Annotated in this window: 7 protein-coding genes; 5 read left to right on the plus strand and 2 right to left on the minus strand. The window is 73.7% G+C overall.

Going from position 1 to position 23,413, the window contains the following annotated elements; all coding sequences use genetic code 11:
• Positions 1-43: 43 nt before the first annotated feature.
• From BJ979_RS02880 to BJ979_RS02900, 5 genes are all read left to right on the plus strand, one after another.
• Positions 44-12,076, plus strand: coding sequence for a WXG100-like domain-containing protein (locus BJ979_RS02880; protein WP_179565000.1), 12,033 nt, complete (start codon positions 44-46; stop codon positions 12,074-12,076).
• A gap of 138 nt (positions 12,077-12,214) precedes the next feature.
• A complete protein-coding gene (locus BJ979_RS02885) occupies positions 12,215-15,568 on the plus strand; it encodes a hypothetical protein (RefSeq protein ID WP_179565002.1) in 3,354 nt (1,117 codons plus the stop codon).
• A gap of 11 nt (positions 15,569-15,579) precedes the next feature.
• Positions 15,580-16,386 (plus strand): hypothetical protein, encoded by an 807-nt coding sequence (locus tag BJ979_RS02890; RefSeq protein WP_179565004.1) that lies wholly within the window; start codon positions 15,580-15,582, stop codon positions 16,384-16,386.
• Positions 16,371-19,400, plus strand: coding sequence for an AAA family ATPase (locus BJ979_RS02895; RefSeq protein WP_179565006.1), 3,030 nt, complete (start codon positions 16,371-16,373; stop codon positions 19,398-19,400). The genes BJ979_RS02890 and BJ979_RS02895 overlap by 16 nt, the downstream gene beginning before the upstream one ends.
• A 97-nt stretch (positions 19,401-19,497) precedes the next feature.
• Positions 19,498-20,622, plus strand: coding sequence for an ATP-binding protein (locus BJ979_RS02900; protein ID WP_179565008.1), 1,125 nt, complete (start codon positions 19,498-19,500; stop codon positions 20,620-20,622).
• Between the two features lie 40 nt (positions 20,623-20,662).
• Here BJ979_RS02900 and BJ979_RS02905 read toward each other — a convergent pair whose 3' ends face one another.
• Both BJ979_RS02905 and BJ979_RS02910 read right to left on the minus strand, forming a co-directional pair.
• Positions 20,663-21,211 carry a sigma-70 family RNA polymerase sigma factor gene (locus tag BJ979_RS02905; RefSeq protein WP_179565010.1) on the minus strand — a complete coding sequence of 183 codons (549 nt, stop codon included), beginning with the start codon at positions 21,209-21,211 and terminating at the stop codon, positions 20,663-20,665.
• Between the two features lie 130 nt (positions 21,212-21,341).
• Positions 21,342-23,309, minus strand: a complete 1,968-nt coding sequence (locus BJ979_RS02910; RefSeq protein WP_179565012.1) for an Hsp70 family protein — start codon at positions 23,307-23,309, stop codon at positions 21,342-21,344.
• Between the last annotated feature and the right edge of the window lie 104 nt (positions 23,310-23,413).

Here is a 23,413-nt window from a genome sequence, read left to right on the forward strand (position 1 = left end):
ACCTCCGCGACGCGTGTGCACAGTGCACGGGGAGGAGGACGCGATGGCTCTCATGGTCAGCAACGAGGCCGCCAATCTCTTCCTCGTGCTCGCGGGCGAGCGCTTCCCGATGGCGAACGAAGACCAGCTGCGCGCGCTCTCCCAGGGCTGGCAGATGGCGGCCCGCGAGCTCGCCGATCTCGACTCCGACCTGAGGCGCGACCTCGCCCGCGCCAAGCAGGGCTTCTCGGGCATGAGCCGCGACGCCTACGACGAGCTCGTCGCATCCATCACCGACGGCGACGCCCTGCACGAGGTCGCCGAGTCGATGATCTCGAGCGCGCAGTTCCTCAAGAAGCTCGCGCTCGACGTCGAGTACACGAAGTACACCCTCATCGGCGCGCTCATCGCCCTCATCGCCGAGATCGCGTGGGCGATCGCCATGGCCGTGCCGTCGTTCGGCTCGTCGATGGCGTGGCTCGCGGCGCGCAAGGCGATGTACTCGATCCTCTTCCGCACGCTGCTGCGCAAGCTGCTGAAGGAGATCCTCAAGGGCGCCGCGTTCAACGTGCTCAGCGAGGTCGCGATCGACGCGGCCGCGCAGCTCGCGCAGATGGCGCAGGGCAACCGCGACAGCTGGGATGGCTCCAAGACCAGCGGGGCGGCCGCGGGCGGGGCGCTGGCCGGCATGTTCGGCGGCGCGGTCATCCTCGGCGGCGCCGCGATCGGCAAGGGCCTCGGCAAGGGCGCGGGCGGCGGGATCGGATCGGGCATCGGCAAGGGCGTCGGCGACGGCGTGGGCGACGGAGTCGGATCGGGTGCCGGCAAGGGCATCGGCGACGGGATCGGCGACGGCGTCGGATCGGGCATCGGCAAGGGCGCGGGCGACGGCGCCGGATCGGGTGCCGGCAAGGGCGCAGGAAAGGGCGCCGGCGACGAGTTCCCGTCGGGCGGGGGAGCGGGGGCCGGCGCCGGGAAGGGAGCCGGCAAGGGCGCCGGTGACGACATCCCCGACGGGCCGAAGCCGGGCAAGGGCTCGGGCGACGGCGTGGACACGCCCCCGGCGAGCAAGGGCGGCGACGGCGACCTGCCGCCGACGACCGGATCGGCCGGTGCACCGAAGCCGAACGGCTGGAAGCACACGGCCCAGGAGATCGCCACCGACTTCGCGGGCGAGGCCTTCGTCGAGGTCATGACCGAGGGCACCTACAGCGCGATCCAGGGCGAGGGCTTCCAGGTCGGCGTCGGCGGCATCCTGTCGGCGGCCTCGTCGAGCATCGGCACCGGGCTCGGCACCGCCGCGGGCGGCGCGATCGGCAACCGCATCTCGGGCCCGGACGGATCGGGCGGGCACGGCGGCGAGAGCTCGGGGTCGGATGGCGGCAGCCGCTCGGTGCAGGAGTCGAACCTCTCGGGGAACGACACGGGCACGGGCGTCGGCACGGGCACCGGAGTCGGCACGGGCACGGGCACGGGCACGGGCACGGGCACGGGCACGGGCGGACCGAACTCGAGCACCGGGTCGGGGCCGCTCGATGGCAGCTCGACGTCGGCGCCGGATCCGCTCGGACAGCGTCCCGCAGGCGGCACGCCGCAGGGCCAGGACAGCGCGAGCGGCACCGCCGCCGCGGGAGGCACGTCGAACGCGAACGGCTCCGCGAACCCGGGTGGATCGGCGAACACCGGCGGGTCGGCGAACACGGGTGGATCGACCAGCACCGATGCGTCGGCGAACACGGGCGGCTCCACGAACGCCGACTCGTCGACGAACACGGGCCCGTCGTCGAACCCGCCCGCGCAGGGATCGACGCCGAACGCCGCCGGATCCACGAACCCGAACGCCCCCACGAACTCCGGTTCGACGCCCGACGGCACTCCGTCGTCGAACACCGACACCTCGACGCGCCCCGATTCGTCGACGAGCACCGATGCTCCGACGAACCCGAATGCGTCCACCAACCCGAACGGGTCCGCCAACCCGAACGCGTCGACGACTCCGCAGGCGACGACGAACCCCGGCCCGTCGTCGAACACAGGCACCACGCCGGATCAGAACTCGCCGTCGAACGCCGACACCGCCACGAGCACGAACGCGAATCCGACATCGAACACGGGCACGCCGAACACGAGCACCACCCCGAACCCCGACACCTCGACGAACCCCGACACCTCGACGAACCCCGACAACTCGACGAACCCCGACACGTCGCCGAACCCCGACAACTCGACGAGCGGCGACTCGAACTCAAGCGCGGAGACCGGGCCGGACACCAGCACGACGCCGAACGCGGACTCCTCGACGAACGCGGACTCCTCGACCAGCACCGACTCCTCGCCGAACCCCGACACCAGCACGGCTTCCGGCGAGTCGGCGAACACCGGCACGACCCCGGCTCCGGAGTCCACTCCGAACCCGGACACGATCGCGAACTCGGACACGACACCGAACACCGACACGACCCCGAATCGCGACACAGCCGGGCACGACACGACCGGGCACGATCCGACCAGCCGCGACTCGACGACGAGTCCCACCCCCGATCCGTCGCAGTCCGACGCACCGCGCACGACGCCGACCCCATCGCCGACGAATCCGGCGGCATCCACCCCCACGACGACCGACACCACGACGCCGAGCACCGACACCGCGGAACCGGATGCGGCGCCCACGACCGACGACCCGACGGCGACAGCGACGGTCGACGACGGCGACACGACCGACAGCGACGCGTCGAGCACCACGAGCGACGCCGACAGCGACACCTGGAGCGTCGCCGACAGCGACACGACGAGCGTCACGACCGTCGACGACGGCGACGGCACCTCGCCGAACGACCCCCAGACGAACGACCCCCAGTCGCACGACCCCCAGACGCACGACCCCCAGACGAACGACCCCGCCGCGAACGACGCGAAGTCGACGCCCCCTGCGACACCGACCCCCGCGACACCGACTCCCGCCTGGCAGAACGCCTACGACGCCGCCACGCCCAAGCAGCTGCGCACCGAGTCGTTCACGCCGGCTCGCGACGACGGCGCGACCCCGAGCGTCGACGAGCAGGGGCGCCCGCGCCCGCAGATCCGCGGCGAGATCGCCACCGTCGACTACGTGTCGCGCGACCTCACCGTCGACGGGGAGCAGATCCGCCTCTTCGAGGTGCCGATCGAGATCACCACCGACGTCGACTCGATCTCCCCCGACCGGCTGCGCGAGGTCACCGACGACGTGCAGGCGCACCTCGATGAGTTCGTCAACGGCCAGCACACGCTCGGCGGCAGCCACACGATGCACGTGCGCATCGATCCCACCTTCGTCTCGAGCCACGCCCCGCCGAGCGACCGCGTGCGCGTCACGGTGCGCGACACGGGCGACGTCGACCAGCGCACGTGGAGCACCGATCCGGCGCAGGCTCCGAAGCTCGTGCACGAGGTCATGCACTTCGTCGGCGCGCGCGAGGGCTACCGTGCCGACCACCACCTGCTGCGCACCCCGAAGCGCCCCGGTGTCATGGGCGACGGCGTCGACAGCCTCCCCCGCCGTGGCGACGACACGACCGACGCCCCGCCGTACCTGACCGACGTCGACGTCGATCAGATCCACACCACCTGGCAGGATGCGACGCCACAGCAGGCGGGATTCACCCCGACACCGCACGGCGACCTGCCCCCATCGACGACCCCCGCGCGGGCCCCGAAGACACAGCCGAGTGCGACCCCGCCGGCGCCGGCGACCCAGTCGACGGCGCAGCCCCCGGCAGGGGGCCGCAAACGACGCGCCCCGGCGACGGCGACCGGCACCCCGGGGCCCGCGCCGAAGCGTCCGCGCACCACGACGGCGTCGTCGAGTACGACGCCGAAGCCCAAGAAGGCCAAGGCCGAGCGCCGCCCGATCGTCGCCGACTCGTCACAGCTCACCCCCGCACCGCGACCGAACGCCGACGGCACGGTGCCGTCGAGCATCTACCGCACCGACCGTGACGTGCGGGCGACGCAGCCCGACCTCGACGCCACGGGCAAGCCGAAGAAGTACCAGCCCGGCGAGAAGCTGCACCAGCTCGGGTACGGCCCTAAGGAGGGGCTCAGCCCGTCGGATCTCGCGAAGATCGGCCGCCACGTCGAGGGCGTCACCGGCCAGCCGACGATCACTCTGCACACGGATCGCTACACCGGCCTGCCCGACCAGACGACGATCGTCGAGTCGGCGGTCGCGGCCGGCGACGGGCTCACCGCGCAGGAGCGCGACCGCCAGGGCGCCACGAGCAACGACCCGGAGACGACCCGCAACCACATCATCGCCGCCGGCGCCGGGCAGAACGCGCTGAACCGGGCCATCCTGAACGGCGTCGACGGCCACGAGCGGATCGCGCAGGGCCAGGCGGAGCTGCGCCGGGCGACGATCGCCGGCGACACCGACGGCCAGGACAGCGCCCGCCGCAAGATCCAGAGCGGCAACGCGCAGGTCGCGAGCGGCATCGCCCGGTTCCAGCAGTACGCGCGGGCGATCGTGCAGGAGCCGCGCGCGGCGACCGAGCAGCGCAGCGACGAGCAGGTGCGCACCGACCGCGACGACGCGCTCGTGCAGCTGACCCGACTCGTCGATTCGCCGGAGCGACGGGATGGGCGCTTCGCCGCACTGGACGCCCTCGACCCGTCGGCGACGACATCGCACCAGGGCCCGACCGGATTCGATGCCGTGCGCACCCTCTCCGACGTCATCGATCAGCGGCTCACGAGCACCGAGCGCCAGCCGAGCGCCCAGCACCTGCGGACGCTGCTGCACGGCCTCGGCGACGGCGACCGGCAGCGCGTCGAGAGCGCCCTCGACGCGCTCGGTTCGGCGGATGCCGACGGCTCCGGCTCGTCACATCGCCCGACGCCCGACGAGCGCGCCCTGCGCCGGCTGCACGATCTCGTCGGCGACGCGCCCTTCTCGGGCCGGACGCCGACGACCCGACAGCGCCAGGATGCCGCGGATGCGCTCCGCTCGCAGCTGACCCCCGACCGTCAGGCCGACTACCGCGAGGTGCTGCGCCGCTCGACCGACTCCACGGGCAACGTGCGCGTCGGCGACCGCGCCCAGAACGGCCTCGTGAGCACCGGGTTCGATGTCGAGCTCGACATCGACGGCAACCCGACCCCTCGCTCGACCCGGCTCTTCGACGCGCACCTGGCGGCGAAGCCCGACCACGACGAGCAGATCTTCACCTCGGTGTCGGGCAGTGGCGACCGGCTCAGCAGCAGCATCCAGGTCGACCGGCCGACGACGACGGAGCCCGCGGGCACGCCGGACGACCCCGTGAAGCCGTCGCCCGATGTGCGGGAGCGCTACGCCGAACAGCAGGCCGACCAGGCGGCCGGGCGTTCGGAGCAGCCGATCGAGTCGTCGCAGCAGACACGGCAGTCGGAGCAGCCGGATGGGCCGAAGCAGTCGGAGAACACCGACCAGTCGACCGAGCGACCGGTCGAGCAGCAGCGCCGCGCGGACACCGACCTGCCCTTCCGTCCGGCGCCGGACGCGCCGCCGGTGCCGTCGCGTCCGGCCCCATCGCGGGAGGCGCCCGCCACGTCGACCGCGTCCGGGTCGCGCCGCCCCGTGCCGCCGCTGCCCGGCCCCGACCCTCGTCGCGCGCCGGCGCGCGACGAGGGCTGGCGTCACGCGTCCCAGCGCACGGCGACCTGGTCGAATCCGACGACGAACCCGGTCACGGAGTCGGAGTGGCGCCCGCGCCTCGCCTCGGCGACCCCGCACCGTGTCGACCTGCGGGTCGCCGACGTGCGCGCCGACGGCCGCAACGGACGCGTCGGGCGGTTCGAGGGCATCATCGCCTACGACCGCGCCCGTGTCGTCATGCCCGACGGGCGGGCGGTGCAGGTGTACACGGTGCGCGTGAACCTGCGCCCCGGCGACGGCGTCACCCCGGGCGACGTCGCCGCGGCGCAGCAGCGCGCCCGCTCGAGCGTCGACGCCATCATCAACCGCGGCTTCCGGCTGCCGAGGGGCGACCAGCTGCACGTCGACGTGCAGTTCACCGACGCGAACCCGCACCTGACGGTGGATGCCGTCGCTCCTGTCGACGAGGTCGGCGACACCGGCGTCGGGCCCGGCGGCCGGCCCGTCACCTCGACGGATCAGCGGCATTGGCGCACCGACGAGAGCGGCCGGGTATTCACGCACGAGCTGCTGCACTCGCTGGGCCTCGCCGACGAGTCGATCGACCGGCGGCGGGTGCTGCAGCGCGACGCGGGCAACACGGCCGTGCACCACGACGACGGCATCATGAGCGACGGCGTGCACCGCGAGAGCACCGCGCTCTACCCCCGCAACATCTGGGCGATCGAGCGTCTCGCCGACGGCCAGCACCAGCTGCCCGACGGCCACTACTCGGCGACCGCGCTGCTGCAGGGTCAGCCGCTGCCGCTGTCGGCCGTCGACAGCCCCGCCGACCTGCACACGCAGGTCGCCGACCACCTCGGCGTCACGCCCCAGGCGGTGCGGGATGAGCTGGGCCTCAGCGATGAGTCGACCGCCGCGGAGACGGCCGCAGCATGGCGCGGCGTGCTCGACGCGGGCTCGATCACGGTCGACGGCCGCACCGCCGACGTGAGCACCGGCGGCGTGCGGGTGACGGTGCCGACTCCGACCGACCCGGCCGTCGCCGCGGCCGACGCCGACGCCGACGCCGAGACCGAGGCCGCCGACGACTTCAGCCGCACGCAGGACGTCGAGACGTCGACGAAGACGTCGATCGGCAACACCACGAAGGTCGAAGGCCAGCTGACGGTCAGCGTCGGGCCGACGCCCGGCTTCCCCGCGGCGACCTTCGGCATGAGCACCTCGACCGGCGCGGACCTCGGCCTGAAGACGACCCTGCGCGACACGTCCGCCCCCAAGGCGGCGTCGGCGCCGTCGCACGCGAACGTGACGCTGAACCTCACGACCGACGGCCGCACGTCCCGCATCGACGTCGACACGCAGCTGTCGCTGCCCGACGTCGAGCACGCCGGCGCGGCCGCCCCCATCCAGCGCGCCCGCCCTGCGGGGCATCCGACCCTGTCGACCGTCGATCTGAAGGGCATCCGGCCCAACCGCGTCACGACCCTCAGCGACGGCGCGGTGAAGCCGCGCTCGCAGCGCGACGTCGACGCGCTCACGAGCGTGCTCACCGCATCCGGCGACACGAAGGCGAAGGGCGACACGAGCACGTTCTCGGTCGACGACGCACACCGTCCGCAGACCTCGTTCGTCGGCATCGCGAAGGGCGGGGGCAAGACGTCGCGCGGAACGGCCTTCTCGTCGGGCTGGTCGAAGGGAAGCGAGCTCAGCGCCACCGCGGGAGCCCGTGGCCGACTGTTCAGCTTCCTCCGCTTCGGCGGCGCGCTGACGGCGACGCACGGCGGCGGCATCGGCGGCTCGAGCGAACTGAAGCACTCGACGGCGCGCAGCGACGACGACAAGGTCGCGATCTACTCGCTCAGCCGCACCGTGCAGGTGAAGACCGGCCTGTTCTCGTCGCGTCCGGTCGAGGTGCGCACCACCTTCTCGGTGCCGATCGTCGACGCCGCCGCGCGCGGGCTGTGGCTGCCCGACGCGGTGCGCCCCGGTCCGATGGACATGACGCCGCGGTTGCCGGGGGGCGACGCCGCCTTCGACCCGTCGCGGGACTCCTTCATCTCGGTTCCGACCGACCTGTCGAATCAGATCGTCGACGGCCTCGGGCTGTCGGATGCCGGAAAGGCGGCCGTCGCGAGCAAGTTCGACGGCGAGACGGGCAAGGCCTCGCTGCACGACGCCGCGACCGGCGGCACGACCGCCGTGTGGCACGAGGACGGCCGCACGCACCGCGTGACGGTGACGGCCGAGGTCGACCTCGGCGAGCCGTTCGACACGAGCGACGGCCGCACGTCGAAGCACGAGGAGTCGCTCGCCAGCAAGCGCGACGCCAGCATGGACTCGAAGGCCGGGCAGAGCGGCACGGTGGGTACGCAGGCGATCGCGTCGATCGCGCCGACCGACGGCGGCGCGACCACGGCCGCGTCGCCGACCAACATCGGCGCCGGCATCGCCCAGCTCTCGGCGGGGCACCAGCGCTCGGCGAAGAACTCCGCGTCGCACACGGTGAAGGACACCCGCACGGCGTCGAGCACGGGCCCGGCCGGCTATCACCCGACGATCACGCGTCTGACGGTGACCCACGAGTCGACGAAGGATGCGAACTTCCTGCAGCGCGGTCTCGCCGGCGGCCGGCTGCTCGGCAGCGGCGACGCCGCCCTCCGTCACCGCGTCGAGACGCCCGCCGGCGGGCACCGGGTCGACGTCGACGGCGTGGCTGTGCGGCGCCCGCAGCTCGATGGCTCCGCCGCCGACGCATCCGGCGCGCACACCCGCATCGGCACGACCCGCAACGACGCCTTCGTTCCCATCGACACGGCCGACCTCGGCACCTTCGCGAAGGTCGAGCGCGTCGACGGCCACCAGACGCACGCCGACCTGCTCGAGTCGGCGCTGTCGAAGCGCGCCGACCTCGCCCACGGCGACGGACGCGCGCACCGGTCGCCGATCGGCAGCGGCAACTTCTCGAGCTGGGGCTCACGCGCCTTCGACGGCACGGCGGGCAGCCCCATCCTCACCCGCTCGCCGTTCACGAAGCCCGGCGAGGTCACCGCGTCGACCATGCAGGCGCTCGGCTCGGATGCGGGACTGCGCACGATCGCCAATGCCGGCCTCGGCGACCGTTCGGTCGGCACCGGGAACATGAAGCTGCTCGGCAAGCTGGGCAACCTGCACGGCTCGGTCGACGTGCGCCAGAAGCTCGGCAACCCCTCCTTCGTCACGACCCGACAGGAGAGGACGCTGCTGCGCGGCTCCTCGGACGAGCGGGCCGTCGGCACCTCGAAGGAGTGGAGCGTCAACGTCGGCGCCGACGGCCTCGTGCGCGGCACCGCCCCCGGCGGCAAGGACAACCTGCTGCTGCAGATCGGCGCGAAGCTCGGCTACACCTACGGGCGGTCGCGCGACGCCGAGCAGTCGATGGGCACCACCACCGAACGCAGCAAGACCGGCGAGACGGCGGTGCTGCGCTTCGACGCCGAGCGCACCTACACGCCGTCGCTCGAGCTGCGCCGGTTCTGGCAGAAGAAGGGCTTCGACAACCCGCCGTTCACCCGGTTCGAGCCCGGCTCGGTCGACGTCGAGCTGCCCGTGCGAGAGGCGGCGGCGCTGCTGCAGCGGCACGGCATCCCGCTGCCGCAGCAGCTCGCGGCTCATGCGCCGACGCCCGACACGGCCGCGCCGGCGACCGATCCGGCCGTCGTGCCCGACCCGAACGCGGCGCCGGACCCGAACGTGGTCGCGGATCCCCCTCCGGGCCTGGAGGGCGGGATCGAGCTCGCCGAGCGCGACCCGAACCGGAACCCGAATCCCAACCCCAACCCGAACCCCGACCCGAACGCGGCGCGCCCGAACCCGGCGGCCGATCCGCTCGCGGCCTTCCGCGACGACTCCGACGCCGTCGTCGGCGAGAGCACGGTCTCGAAGGCCGACCTCGACCGCATGGACCGCACCTGGCGCCCGACCGGCATGGATGCGGACACGCGCAAGCAGATCCTCGCCGAGGTGCGCCGGGTTCTCACCGAGACCTCGGGCTCCGGATTCGTGCGCGACGCGATCGTGAAGCCCAACCGCATCACCGTCCCGCTGCCGGCCGGCCCGTTCACGCAGCGCACCGCGACGATCGAGATCACCGTCGACCACCGCGCCGACCCCGCCGATCCCGCGACGACGAAGGATGTCAGCGGCGAGAAGCTCTCGAACGAGCGCTCCGGCGGGGCGTCGGGCAAGCGCAACCGCTTCCACCAGTTCGGCATGGGTCTCGACGGCCGGGCCGGGTTCTTCGGCCGGGCCGACGAGGTGAAGAACCTCCCCGGCGGCGAGGCCGCGGCCTCGCACGACTGGACGCTCTTCAACCGCCGCCGCGACAAGTCCAGCTCGGCCCCGGTGTCGCCGAAGATCGCCGTCACCGCCGAACACGAGTCGCTCGTGCAGCACCACATGCCGGTCGGCTTCACCGTCGACGTGCAGTTGCACGAGCACGTCGGCGGCGCGCTCGACTCGCTCATGCCCCGGCGATTCACGCCCGGAACGCACACGGCTCTGCCGCAGATCTCGCTGAACGGCTCGCTCGACATGCTCGAGCCGAAGGACTCGCCCGACCGCGTCACCACCGTCGCCCCGCCGCGCGACGCCCACCAGCACCAGCTCCCCGCGCTCGGCGCGTGGCGGCCCATGCGCTGGGATCACGCGAAGGTCGCCGACGTGCAGGCCATGGTCGGCGATCAGCTCGGCGCCGACGGCGCCGCCCGCCCCGGCGACGTGTACGACGAGGCGCTGAGCACATCCATCTCGAACGGGATGCTCTTCAACGCGATCCCGCGCATCGCCGCCGGCGAGACCTTCGGCATCGACGAGCTGATCGCCCGCCGCGGCGCCTTCCGCGACCTGCGCTCCGACCTGGCGATCTCGGGTGGAATCGTCCAGCCGTCCATCCGCCCCGGCAGCACCGCCCCGTCGACGACGCTGTCGCACAGCATCGACCTCGGCACCGGCGCGGGCGATGGGCGCAAGCGCGCTGACGACTCGGCGATGGGCCTGCCGTTCGGCCTCTCGGGCATGACCGACGCGGGCCTCGTCTTCGCCGGGCTGACGCCGTCGTACAAGATGTCGTCGAGCCAGACCGACGAGAACGGCGTCGACGTCAAGACCTCGGAGAAGATCACCCACACGGGCCGCTCGTTCATCGTCGACGCGCACCTGCGACTGCGGATCAGCGCCGGCACGTCGACGATCGTCAGCAGCGGCGGGCCCCGGCAGCCGGGCGAGGTGGATGTGCCGGTCGTGCTGCAGGTCTGGGAGCAGCAGCTGAGCGCCCTCGGTCTCCAGGTGCCGGCCGACCCGGCTGCGGACACGGCGCGCGATGCGGCGAGGGATGCGGACGACGCCCGCGAACGCCGCGAACGGAACGAGGCGGCGGCACGCGAGACGGAGGCGCGCGACGCCCGCGAGGCGGCCGCGCAGCGGGCGCGGACTGCCGAGCGTCAGGCGGAGCGCGAGCGCGTGGCGCGGGAGCAGGCCGAGCGCGACGCGCGCGATCAGGAGGAGCGCGACCGTCGCATCCGCGAGCGCGAGGAGCGTCAGCGGGCGGAACGCGAACAGGCCGAGCGCGAGCGGGTCGAACGCGAGGCACGCGAGCGCCGCGCCCGCAATGAGACCGCCGAGCGCGAAGCCAGGGAACGCGCCGAGCAGCTCGCCGCCGAGGAGCGCGAGCGGGCCGGGCGCGAACGAGCCGCTCGACAGGAGCGCGAGCGGATCGCGCGCAACGAGACCGCCGAGCGCGAAGCGAGGGAACGCGCCGAGCAGCTCGCCGCGGAGCAGCGCGAGGCCGATCCGACGCCGATCGACGACGGCTATGAACCCGACGACGAAGCCGGCGGCGATCTCGACGACGACCTCGGCAGCGAGTCCGGCGACAGCGACCTCGGTGCTGACAGCGATCTCGGCGACGACGCCCCGTCTGGCGACGAGCGGTCGACCACGGCTCCGCGTCCGACGCCGATCGCGCCGGTCGACGACGCGGGCGACATGTCCTCCGACGAGTACGTGACCGCCTCGGAGGGCGAGGAGTACGTGACGGCGGACGAGGGCGAGGGCGAGGAGGAGCCGCCGTCGCGCCCCGCCCCGCCGCGACCCCGGGCCGACACGCCGCCGATCGCGCCGACGCCGGCGGCCGCCTCGACCCCCAGCGGTTCGATCCCGGGGGCGACGAGCACGGAGACGACGAGCGCCGAGACGACCGACCCCGGCGTGACGCGCGATCCCGCGCCCGCCGGGTCGCCGATCCACGATGCGCCGGGCGCTCCCGAGCCGACGCGCCCGCGACCCGACACCACCTGGATCCCGCGCGCGCCCATGTCGGGCTACGTGCCCGAGGAGGAGGACGAGCTCGACGATCACGTGCTGCTGCCCGATGGCACGCAGACCGGCGACGGCTCGACCTTCGACGCGCAGGCGTTCTTCGACGACGCGCTCACCCACCAGGGCTGAGCAGCTCGCGACCGAGTCGGCCCGAGCCGGCCTGAGCCGGCCCGAGCCGCTCGACACGGACCCTCGCAGACTCGACCAGCACCGCGATGAACCGCCCGCACCCCGCCGCGCGTGAACGTGGTGAGGGAAGGAGGTGCCGTGAGCTCGATCACCGTGCAGCAGACCGGATTCGGCATCGTCGTCGCCGAGGACGGCGACACCGAGGCGACGGCGCTCCTCGACGGGCTCCCGCCGCTGCGGGCCGCCCGCTACCTCACCGCGACCCCCGCGCTGCGCCAGGCCCTGCGTGCCGCGGAGCCCGCTCTCGTCGACGCCGTGCGCCCCCACCTCGACGGCACGGTCGTCGTTCCCGATGACGGTCTCGCCGCCGATCTCGACGGCGATGCGACCACCGGCAGCCTGCTGCTGGCTCAGGCCCTCGGCGTCTCGGTCATCGCCCCGGCTGGCCGCTTCATCCGCTGCGACGGCACCCTCTTCTCCGTCGGAGGCGGCGACGGCTGGGTCGCCCAGAGCCCCCGCGGCGCGCGGGTTCCGGCAGGCCGGCGCTATCCCGCACCCGCGTGGCAGTCGCAGCTGCCGCATGACCTGGCAGGCGCGGCGCACATCCCCGCCGGCCTCTGGATCACCTCGGGCACCGACCCCCGCCACGCCGTGCGCCTCGCGCGCATCGCGGTGCGCGAGCGCCAGCTGCTCGTGGTGGTCGGCAGCCCGGCCGAGACCCCGCCGACCCGCGAGCGGCTGCTCGCGCTGCTGCGATCCATCCCCGCCGAGGCGCGCTCGTCGATCGTGCTCGCCGGCTTCGGCAGCGCGAGCCTGCCGCTCGCGACCGTGCGCGCGCTCGCGGTCGAGCTCGATCAGCCCCTGCGCGTCGCGCATGGCGTCGAGCTCAGCGGTGCCCCCGTGCGCATCGACGGCGACGCCGAGACCCTGCCCGCGACGCTCGCGCTCGAGAGCGTCTGCGCGCCCGACGGCACCGTCACGCTCGAGCGCTGGGCGCCGCCGCCCGGGCTCGTGGCCGACACCGCGGCCCGCTACCGTCTCGGCGAATCGCGCATGAGCCGGGGGCGCCCCGGCGACGCCTGGGTCGCGGATGTCGTGGCCGCCGGCATCGTCGTGCACCCGGTGAATGAGCCGCTCGTCGACGTCGCCGAGCTGCAGCCGCCGGTCGGTTCGCTCGGCGTCTTCCTGCAGTGCGACGGCGCCTACCGGCCCGAGGAGCTGCCGGCGCTGCTCGCGCCGCTGCGCGCCCGCCTCGAGGAGCGGGGCGCCGTGACCCTGCATCCGCTCGACGCCGCGGCCCGCCGCGGCGTGCGCGACGCCTATCCCGGGCTGTGGGCGCCGACCGAGGCGCTCGCGATCACGGCCGACGGCCGGCTCGTGGCGGCGACCGCCGATGCGAGCGGCGACACCGACCTGCCCGTCGATGACTCGCCGGTCGTCGAGTCGCCCGCCGACGACCTGTCTGCGGTCGTCGATGAGGATGCCGTGGCGGCTGACTCCGAGGCTGCCGAGGTCGCGGGGTCGTGGGCCGAGGCGGAGGGTGCCGCTGCGGACGCCGTCGAGTCGGATGACGTCGAGTCGGATGACGTCGAGTCGGATGACGTCGAGTCGGATGATGTCGAGTCCGATGCCGGCGAGTCGATCTCTCTCGAGGGCGCACCGAGCGAGAGCGCGTCGGCCGAGGAGGGCGCTCCCGCGCCCGCCGTCGTCGCATCCGCCGTTCCCGAGTCGCCGTCTGCCGAGTCACCCGCTCTCGAGACCGCCGCACCCGAGTCGACCGCGTCGACCGAGGGCGTCGAGTCGGATCCCCGTGCCGAGCAGCAGGATGCGCCGACCGAGCCGCAGGCGCAGCGCGCGGCGTCGCACCGCGACGAGGCGCAGCGTCCGCCGGTTCCCACGGTGTCCGCACCGGACGCGTCGGCGGTCGTCGACGCCGTCGTCGGCGCCGAGCCCTCGACTCCGTCGCCGGAGACGAGCGCACCGGTCACGGGTCGCCGCGCACGCCGGGTCGCTCTCGACGAGCTCGTCAGCGAACCGCAGTTCGATCCCTCTGCCGAATCTGCGGCGGTCGCGTCGCGCCCGGCCGCGGTTCCCGCCGTTCCCGCTCCGGTCTCGACGGACGCTCCGATCCCGCCGACCGCGCAGTCGCTGCGCCCGGCGGCGCCGGAGGCGGCGACAGCCTCGGCGGCGCCCTCGACCACGCCGAGTGCCACGAGCGCGGCCCCCACGACGCCGACTGCCTCGACGACATCCGCAGTGGCGGCGGCGCCCGCCGCACCGACGACACCCGCGGCTCCGGCGGAATCCGCCTCGCCAAAGCCGCACGCCAGCACCCCGCCCGCGAGCACGACCCACGCGGCCCGACGCGAGGGGGGCTCGTTCGCCCCCCAGGCGCCGACGGCAGCCGCCGCAGCGGCCCCGGTCCCGACCCCCTCGGCGGCGCCCAGCGACCGCACGCCCGGGGATGCGCTCGCACGCGCCCTGCAGGGCTCGGCGGCCACCCGTCTGCTCGGCGCGGCGCCCCGTGACGAGAGCGCGGCGGATCGCGCCGCGGCCCTGTCGAGCGCCGCGAGCACCCCGACGGCGCCGACCGCGATCGTGCGGCCCGGAGCCCCGACGACCCCGCTCGCCGGATCCGGCACCGACGCGGCCGCGCCCGCTGCCACGGCGGCTCCCGCGCCGTCGTCGCAGGTCACCGCGACCGACGCGGCCCCCGCATCCTCGGCGGCCGAGCGCCCCGAGCCGACCCCGCAAGCCGAGCAGTCCGCGCAGCCCGCCGCCGCATCCCCCGCCCCGCACCCGGGCGAGGCCGCCGTCGACCGCCCGCAGCGCTCGACGCCCGACGTCGACGTGCCCGTCGGCGCGAGCTCGACCTCCGAGCAGCGGCACCGCGTGCGCACGGCCCTCGGCTCGCGCTACGACGTCGCCAGCCGCACGGTCTCCCAGCTGCTCGCCCAGCAGCCGGGCATGCGCGTCGCCGCGGGCGACCGCTCGGCGATGCTCACCGGGCTGTCGCTCGTGCGGGTCTTCGCGACCGAGCCGCACGGCGAGTACGACCTCGACTTCCACACCTGCCTCGCCGAGGGCCTCGCGATGCTGCCGACCGCGCGCTCGGTCGTGGTGCGTGGCATCCCGGCCGGCATCGACGCGACCCCGGGCTCGACGCTCCGGCTGCGCGCCCCGCTGGTCGCGGCGGCGGCCGACGGCCCCGCGGCCGGCCCCGCGGAGGCCCTGATCTGGACCACGAGCGGCCGCCGACTCGACCGCGTGCTGCACGGCTCGGCGGGCGCCGCCGACGTCGTGCTGCCGGCGGGCGCGCGGCTGTGCGTGCTCGGCACCACCGGCGGATCCGCCCCGCGACTCCTGCTCGCCGAGGAGGGCGCGGATGCCGAGCTGGCTCTCGCGCGACTGCACGCAGCCGCCGAGGCGCGCGGCGACCTCGGCGCGCACGACGACGACCGCTGGTTCGGCGACCTCCCGTCGGCAGCATGAGGAGCCACGCCATGACCCCCGAGCGCCCCACCGACCGCACCCTGCGGTCGCGGTTCGCACCGCCCGAGCCGGTGGATGCGCCCGACGCGTCGACGACGACGCCCGTCGGTCCGCCGGCTCTGCCCCCGACGGGCCGACCCGGCGTGCTGCCGCTCGCGCAGCACCTGTCGGAAGCCGCCGCATCCGCTGCCGCGCGCCCGACAGCCTCGCAGCCCGGCGCCTCGCAGCCCAGCGCATCCCCGCCCGCCGCATCCCAGCCGGCCGAGCGGAACTCCCGCGAGCCCGACGACGGCGCCGACGGAGAGGCCGTCAAGCCCTCCCCCGCCACGGCACCCCGCGCCGCCGCCGAGCAGGTCGGCCAGCGCGTGCGCGCGCTGCTGCACGATGTCGCCCGACGGCTTCCGCTGCGGCGCACGCCCGCGCCGCCGCAGGTCGCGCGGGTCTTCGACGGCCACCGCGACGGCGTGCCGACCTTCGCCCCCGAGCGCCCGGTGATCGTCGACCAGGTCGAGCGCGACGAGCTGCTGGCGCTGCTGCGGTCAGGCTCGGTGCTCGTGCACGCGGCTCAGCCGCTGCGCGACGACCTCGGCGATCTCGACGCCGCGGTGCCCGCCGACCTGCGCTCCGACGGCACCTGGATCTGGAGCGACGCCGTCGCCTACTACCTCGAGCACCACTGGATCGCCCCCGATCCCGAGCTCGTCGCGCACCTGCGCACGGCCGGACCGGCGGCGCCGATGGATGCCGACACCTGGCGGCGTCTCTCGGCCGCCATCCGCCCCGACGCCTGGGAGGGCACGACATGGCCACTCGACTGATCGCGCCGGAGCGCGCGGTGCTGACCGTCGCCGCCGACAACCCCGACTGCCACCAGAGCATCGCCTCCGCCCTCGCCTCGGCGAACGACGGCGACGTCATCTCCATCCGCCCGGGCATCTACCGGGAGTCGGTCACGATCGACCGCGCCGTGTCGCTGTCGGGGGTCGGGGATGCCGGCGAGGTGCGCATCGAGGGCGTCTCGGGCCCCGCGGTGCGCAGCGCGGCGGTCGACGTGCGGGTCTCGGGTGTCACGATCGCGCGCGCCGACGGCGATGTCGCGGTCGACGTCGAGTCGGGTGCGCTGGCGCTCGACGACTGCACGATCGAGGCGTCGACCGAGGTCGCGGTCATCGTGCGCGCCGAGGCGCTGCTGACGATGCACGACGCCTCCGTCTCGAACGCCGTCGGCGCGGGGGTGCTCGTCTACGAGGGCGGCAAGTCGGAGCTCAGCGGCGGCCGGCTGCACGACATCGCGACCACGGCGCTCGTCGTGCGCGGGCCGAGTTCCGCGCACCTCGCCGACGTCGTCGTCGAGACAGCTCAGGGCGGTCTGCTGGCCGCCGACGGCGCCCAGCTGACGCTCGTGCGCGGCACGATCGGCACGATCGCGAACGCCGCCATCACGGTCGAGGGCGGCGCGAGCCTCGACGCCACGGGCACGGTGCTCGCCGACGGCGAGGGCATCGGGCTGCTCGTCACCTCGGGCGCCTCGGCGTCGCTCACCGAGGTGACGATGCGCCGCCTCGGCGGCCAGGGCGTCGTCGGCATGGCGGATGCGAGCGTCGAGCTCGCGCGCGTGACGATCGAGCAAGGCTCCACCCATGCGCTGCACCTCGTCGACCAGGCTCGGCTCACGGCCGAGGCGTGCGAGTTGCGCGGCGCGGGGCACGACGCGATCGTCGTCGCGGGCACGGCGACGCTCGCCCTCGCCGACTCGACGATCGATCGGCCGAGCGGCACCGCGGTGACCGCCTCCGACGAGGCGACCGTGACGATGACGAACGTGCGCATCCTCGACGCTGAGGGCGAGGCGGCGATCGCCCGCGGCACGGCTCGGCTCGTGGTCGAGGGCGGCTCGGTGCGCGGCGGGCGACTCGGCTTCGCCTGGGAGGACTCGACGACGGGGGCGCTGCGCCGCACGCGCATCGTCGACGTCGACGGCGAGGCGGTGCGCGTCGACCCCGACGCCGACGTCGAGATCGATCGCGCCACGGATGACGAGGACGACGCGCCCGACGGCGCCCCCGCACGACCCGGTGCGGCCCACGCGGCCGGCACGACCGGCACCACCGGCGAGGCGAAGCGCTCCGGCGACACCGAGTCGACCGCCTCCGGCGACAGCGAACTCGACCGGATGCTCGCCGAGCTCGACCAGCTCGTCGGGCTCGACAGCGTCAAGCGGCAGGTCGAGACCCTGGTGCGCATGCACCAGATGGCCGAGCGCCGCGCCGAGGCCGGGCTGCCGTCGCCGCCCGTCTCGCGGCACCTCGTCTTCGCGGGCTCGCCCGGAACCGGCAAGACGACCGTCGCGCGGCTCTACGGCCGCATCCTCGCCGCCCTCGGCGTCGTGCGCACCGGCCAGCTCGTCGAGGTCGCCCGCCCCGACCTCGTCGCCGCGGTCATCGGCGGCACCGCCATCAAGACCGCCGAGATGTTCAACAAGGCGCTCGGCGGCGTGCTGTTCATCGACGAGGCCTACGCGCTGTCGAAGGACTCCGGCTCGAGCAACGACTTCGGCGGCGAGGCCATCGACACCCTCGTGAAGCTCATGGAGGATCACCGCGACGACGTCGTCGTGATCGTCGCCGGCTACACGAACGACATGCGCACCTTCATGGCGGCCAACCCCGGCCTGTCGTCGCGTTTCTCGCGCACGATCGAGTTCACCGACTACTCCTCGGCCGAGATGGTGACCATCGTCGAGGGGCTGTGCCGCGCCAACCACTACAGCCTCGAGTTCGAGACGCGGGCGGCGCTGCACGACTACTTCACGAAGCTGCCGCGCGACGAGACCTTCGGCAACGGCCGCACGGCCCGCAAGGTGTTCGAGGAGATGCTCGGCCGGCAGGCGTACCGCCTCGGCAACGCCGAATCGGTGGATGCGCTCACCCTCACCCGTCTCGTGCCCGACGACCTCGGGCCCCTGCCCGGCTCCTCGATCGGGGCCGGCGTGGGCCGCGTCGACGAGGAGCGCGTCGATCAGCTGCTCAGCACCCTGCGTGAGCTCGTGGGCCTCGACGGCGTGAAGGAGGAGGTCGAGGGGATGGTCGACCTGCTGACCTCGGCACGACGTCGCCAGGCGGCGGGGCTGCCCGCGCCCTCCCTCAGCCGGCACCTGATCTTCGCCGGTCCTCCCGGCACCGGAAAGACGACCGTCGCGCGGCTCTACGGCTCCCTGCTGACCGCGCTCGGCGTGCTCGCGCAGGGGCAGGTGACCGAGGTGTCGCGCGCCGACCTCGTCGGCGAGTACGTCGGGCACACCGCGCGCCGCACGACCGAGGCCTTCGACCGCGCCCGCGGCGGCGTGCTGTTCATCGACGAGGCCTACACGCTCGCCTCCGGCGGCGGCAGCGGCGCCGACTTCGGCAAGGAGTCGGTCGACACGCTCGTGAAGCTCATGGAGGATCACCGCGACGAGGTCGTCGTGATCGCCGCCGGCTACGAGCGCGAGATGGACCAGTTCCTCGCCACCAACCCGGGCCTCGACTCGCGCTTCTCGCACCGCGTGCGCTTCGCGAACTACACGCCCGACGAGCTCGTCACGATCGTCAACCAGCACGCGACCGCATCCGGCTACGAGTGCACCGGGCCGACCGTCGCGGCGCTGCGCGGCCACTTCACGGCCGTCGACCGCACGGCGTCGTTCGGGAACGGCCGCTACGCCCGCCAGGTGATGGATGCGGCGATCGCCAACCACGCGCGCCGCACCCGCGGCATCGAGGAGCCGACCATGGACGACCTCGTGCTGCTTCTGCCCGAAGACGTGCCGACGCCGGAGTCGATCGGCGCCTGACGGCGCGATCGTCCGACGGCCCGCATATCTCGCGCGTCAGCGTTATCGTTCGTTATAGATCGACGCTTCTATAACAAACGATAACGAGGGATCTCCGATGCAGCCGAGTCCGTATACCCCGGGGGAGATCGCTCGCTCACTGCCTGGCCGGACGGCGGAGTTAGGCGAATTCAATGCCGACGTCGAACGGCTGCTCACGCGGCGACTGCTGCCGAGGATCCGTGTGGATCACGGGGCTCGCGGGTACGGCAAGACGTCGTTGCTTCGCGAATACGAGCGCCTCGCGCACCAGAATCGGCTGCTGACAGTGTTCGTGACCGCGGGCGAGTCGCCGATCATTCCGCAGATCAGTGCACAGCTGCGCGCACATGCGCCGAAAGGTCCCGCGATCGCGAAGCAGCTCGAGATTCTCGAGCTGCAGGTCGGATTCTCGCCCATCGGCCACGTCCGTGCCGAGGTGCGGCCGCAGACGGTGCCGGCCGCGGCAAGCAGGGCGCTTGAGGCGGTGGTCTCGGCGGTCGCGGACGGAACACCGCACCGCGGCCTGGTGATCTTGGTCGACGAGGTGCAGAGCGCCGACCCCGACGGCCTCCGAGCGCTGGCGTACGCCTGGCAGGATCTGCAGCGCGAAGCGCCGGATCTTCCCGCCGGTGTGTTCACGGCCGGACTGCCGAACTCCCCCGACGTGATCAGCGCGGCGGTGACCTTCGCCGAGAGGTTCCGATTCCGTCCGATCGGCGCGCTTCCGGAGCCGGCCGAAGAGCTCGCGATCGCCGAGCCGGCACGCGAGCTCGGAGTGATCTGGGATCGGGCTGCACTCGAGCGCGCCACCGCGATCGCGGGCGGATACCCGTACTTCGTGCAGCTGATCGCCGATCACTCCTGGGCTGCGGCCGGCAGCCCGGATCCGGGCGCGACCATCGACAGCGATGCCGTCGAACGCGCCGAGGTTCTCATGCAGAACGATCTCGATGCGCTCTACCGCGCTCGATGGGCGCAGGCGACGGACGGCGAGCAGCAGCTGATGCGCGCGATCGCATCGTTCGGCGAGAAGCCCGCAGCACGCACCGAGCTGGCCAAGCAGCTCGGGAAAGACTCGGCAGCGCTGTCGGTCCCGCGTCAGCGGCTGATCGACAAAGGCATGATCGCCCCTGAGGGACGCGGCCGGCTCGTGTTCACGCTCCCCGGTTTCGCTGCATATATCGAGGACCTCGACTCCTAGGCCGTCGCGATCCGCCGCCACCGGCTCCGACGGTAAGCCGTCAGGCGGCGAGTTCCACCGACTGCGACCGGATGGTGCGCAGCGCGTGGAACACGCGGCTCTTCACGGTGCCGACGGGCACCCCGAGGCGCTCGGCGGCGGCCGCCGTCGTCTGGTCGGAGAGGTACACCTCCGTGAGCGTGCTGCGGTGCAGCGGCGACACGTGCGCGAGCATCTCGGAGACCAGCACGCGGTCCTCGACCTCGCGGGCGGTGTCGTCGAGCGAGGCGGCGCTCTCGGCGTCGAACTCCGACCAGGCGATCTCGGTCGGCCGGGAGCGGCGGGCGCGATGCTGGTCCATGGCGACGTTGTGGGCGACGCGCGTCAGCCATCCGCGCACCGAGCCCTGGTCTTCGGTGAGCCGGTCGAGGTGGCGCCAGGCGCGCAGCAGGGTCTCCTGCGCGACATCCTCGGCGGCCGAGACGTCGCCGTTCATGAGCCGGGTCGCGTAGCGCACGAGGCCCGGACGGTGCTCGGCGACGAGAGCGTCGAACGCCCTCGCGCTGCCGGTCGCGGTCGTGGTCGCGGTGGGGGAAGCAACAGTCGCCATGATCGAGCCCTTCGTGTCGGTCGACGTCTGCTTCGATCGTCGGACCGCGCGAAGGCGCTGTCTCTGGGGTCATACCCCCATTCGGGGGGTAGGCCCGCTCCCCCCGAATGGGGGTATCCCTACCTCGTCGTCAGGTGCCGCAGCGCACGGCCCGCGAGTCCGCACCGGCGAGGTTCTCCCACCGGATGTCGTTCAGGGTGAGGTCGAGGTCGCCGGTGCCGAGTGCGACGAAGGGGGTGTCGACCGCGCCGGGCTTGAGGCCGGCGGCGGTGAAGCACTCGGCGGGGATGATGACGTGCTGCGTGACCCCGGGCGGGAATCCGTTGACGATCGAGGTCACGTCGACGCTGCCACCGCACGGGTACTCGCAGTGCACCGCGATCTCGAGCTGCTCGGCCGAGCCGGCGTTGCGGGTGACGTCGAACACGAGCGCGCCGTCGTCGGCCGCGATGTCGCGGAGGTCGATCGCCGTGCCGCTGGTCTGCGCGTACAGCTGGGCGGGACCGCCCTTCGCCCACTGGGCTCGGAAGCCGGCGTCCGACTGCGTCAGGGTCAGGTTCGGTCGCGCGGCGACGCCGTCGGCGAGCGGGGTGATGCCCCAGACGCCGGCCGCGTCGTTCGACTGCACGAACCACTTCAGCCCGGCGGTCGAGCTGCCGCCCGTGAAGACGGGCGAGGCGACGGTCGCCTTCGTGCCGTCCTGCTTCGCGACGCCCGACGGGGCCGGGGATGCGGTGACCTTGTGCGTGGCGCTCGCCGAGCTGCTGGGGCTGCGTGCCGCATCCGGGCCGGAGGTCGCGGCCTCGACGCCGCCGGCACGGCCGAGCGCGGCGGCGACGGCGATCGCGGCGACGATGATCGCGGCCAGCGCGGCGCCGACGACGATCGCCGATCCGCGGTGCACGGTGAGGCGCCAGAGCGAGCGGTCGACGTCGGCCCGCTGCGCCGCGGTCACCGACGTCGCCGTCGGCGCCGCGTCGGCGAGGACGCCCGGGGCGCCGGCACCGGCCGCGGCAGCAGCGGCAGGCGCCGCCGAGGTGGCGGCGAGCTCGCGCGCCCGCTCCGCCGCGCCGAGCGCGACCGTGAACTTCGGGTGATGGGTCGCCGCGACGGGACGGCCGACCGCGGCCACCTCCTCGGCGACGAAGGGGATGCGCGACGAGCCGCCGGCGAGGATCACGGTCGACACGGCCTCCGCATCGATGCCGACGGAGTCGATCGTGCGCAGCAGCGCCGCGATCGCGAGCCCGACAGCGGGGCGGATGGCGCGCTCCAGGTCGGCTCGGGTGAGAGTGACCGCCTGCACGGCGTCGTCGAACGGCAGGTGCACCACCGTCTCCTCGCGCACCGACAGCGCCTCCTTCGCGCTCGTGCACGCCTCGTCGATCGCGGCGAGCGTCGCCGCGTCGGCGGGCTGCCCGGGGTCGAGGGCCGAGATGCGGCCGCCGGCGCGCTGGTCGAGCAGGCCGCGCACGGCGTCGTCGAAGTCGTCGCCGCCCAGGTGCTCGACGCCCTCGGGGCTGCCGAGCACCTCGAGGCCGTCGGCGCCCATCCGCAGCACCGTCGCATCGAAGGTGCGGCCGCCGAGATCGAAGACGGCGACGATCGTGCCCTCGACGAGGCGCTGCTCGCGGGAGACGTAGGTGGCGGTCGCGACCGGCTCGGTGACGATCGCGTCGACGGCGACGCCCGAGAGCGCGGCGATGTGAGCGAACTGCTCGCGTCGGTACGGTCCCCACGCGGCGGGACAGGTGAGCACCACCCGTTCGGGCGGGTGGCCGTGCTGCTCGGTGAGCTGGGCGACGACATCCCGCAGCTGCGCGGCCATGAGAGCCTCGGGGGCGAAGCCGACGCCGCCGACGATGATCGGCGTCGGGTCGCCGACACGGCGCTTGAAACCGCGCACGAGACGGGCCGGGTCCCCCTCGGCGGCCAGCAGCGCGGCGCGGCCGGTGAGGATCGTGCCATCGGCGGAGCAGAACGCGACAGACGGCTCGACGAGCAGCGGTGAGAGCTGCGCGGCGCGGGTTCCGAGCTCGTCGCCGATCGCGACCGCGATCGAGGTCGTCCCGAGGTCTACGCCGATGGAATATCGCACGAAGCAGACGATAGACGACCGGTGTGTCACGAGTGTTGCCGTGATCCTCATCTGCTTCGCACGGCCGCCGTAGGATGAGCGCGACGCGCCCCGGCGACGGAGAG

This window comes from Schumannella luteola, from assembly GCF_013408685.1.
GTDB lineage: Bacteria > Actinomycetota > Actinomycetes > Actinomycetales > Microbacteriaceae > Schumannella > Schumannella luteola.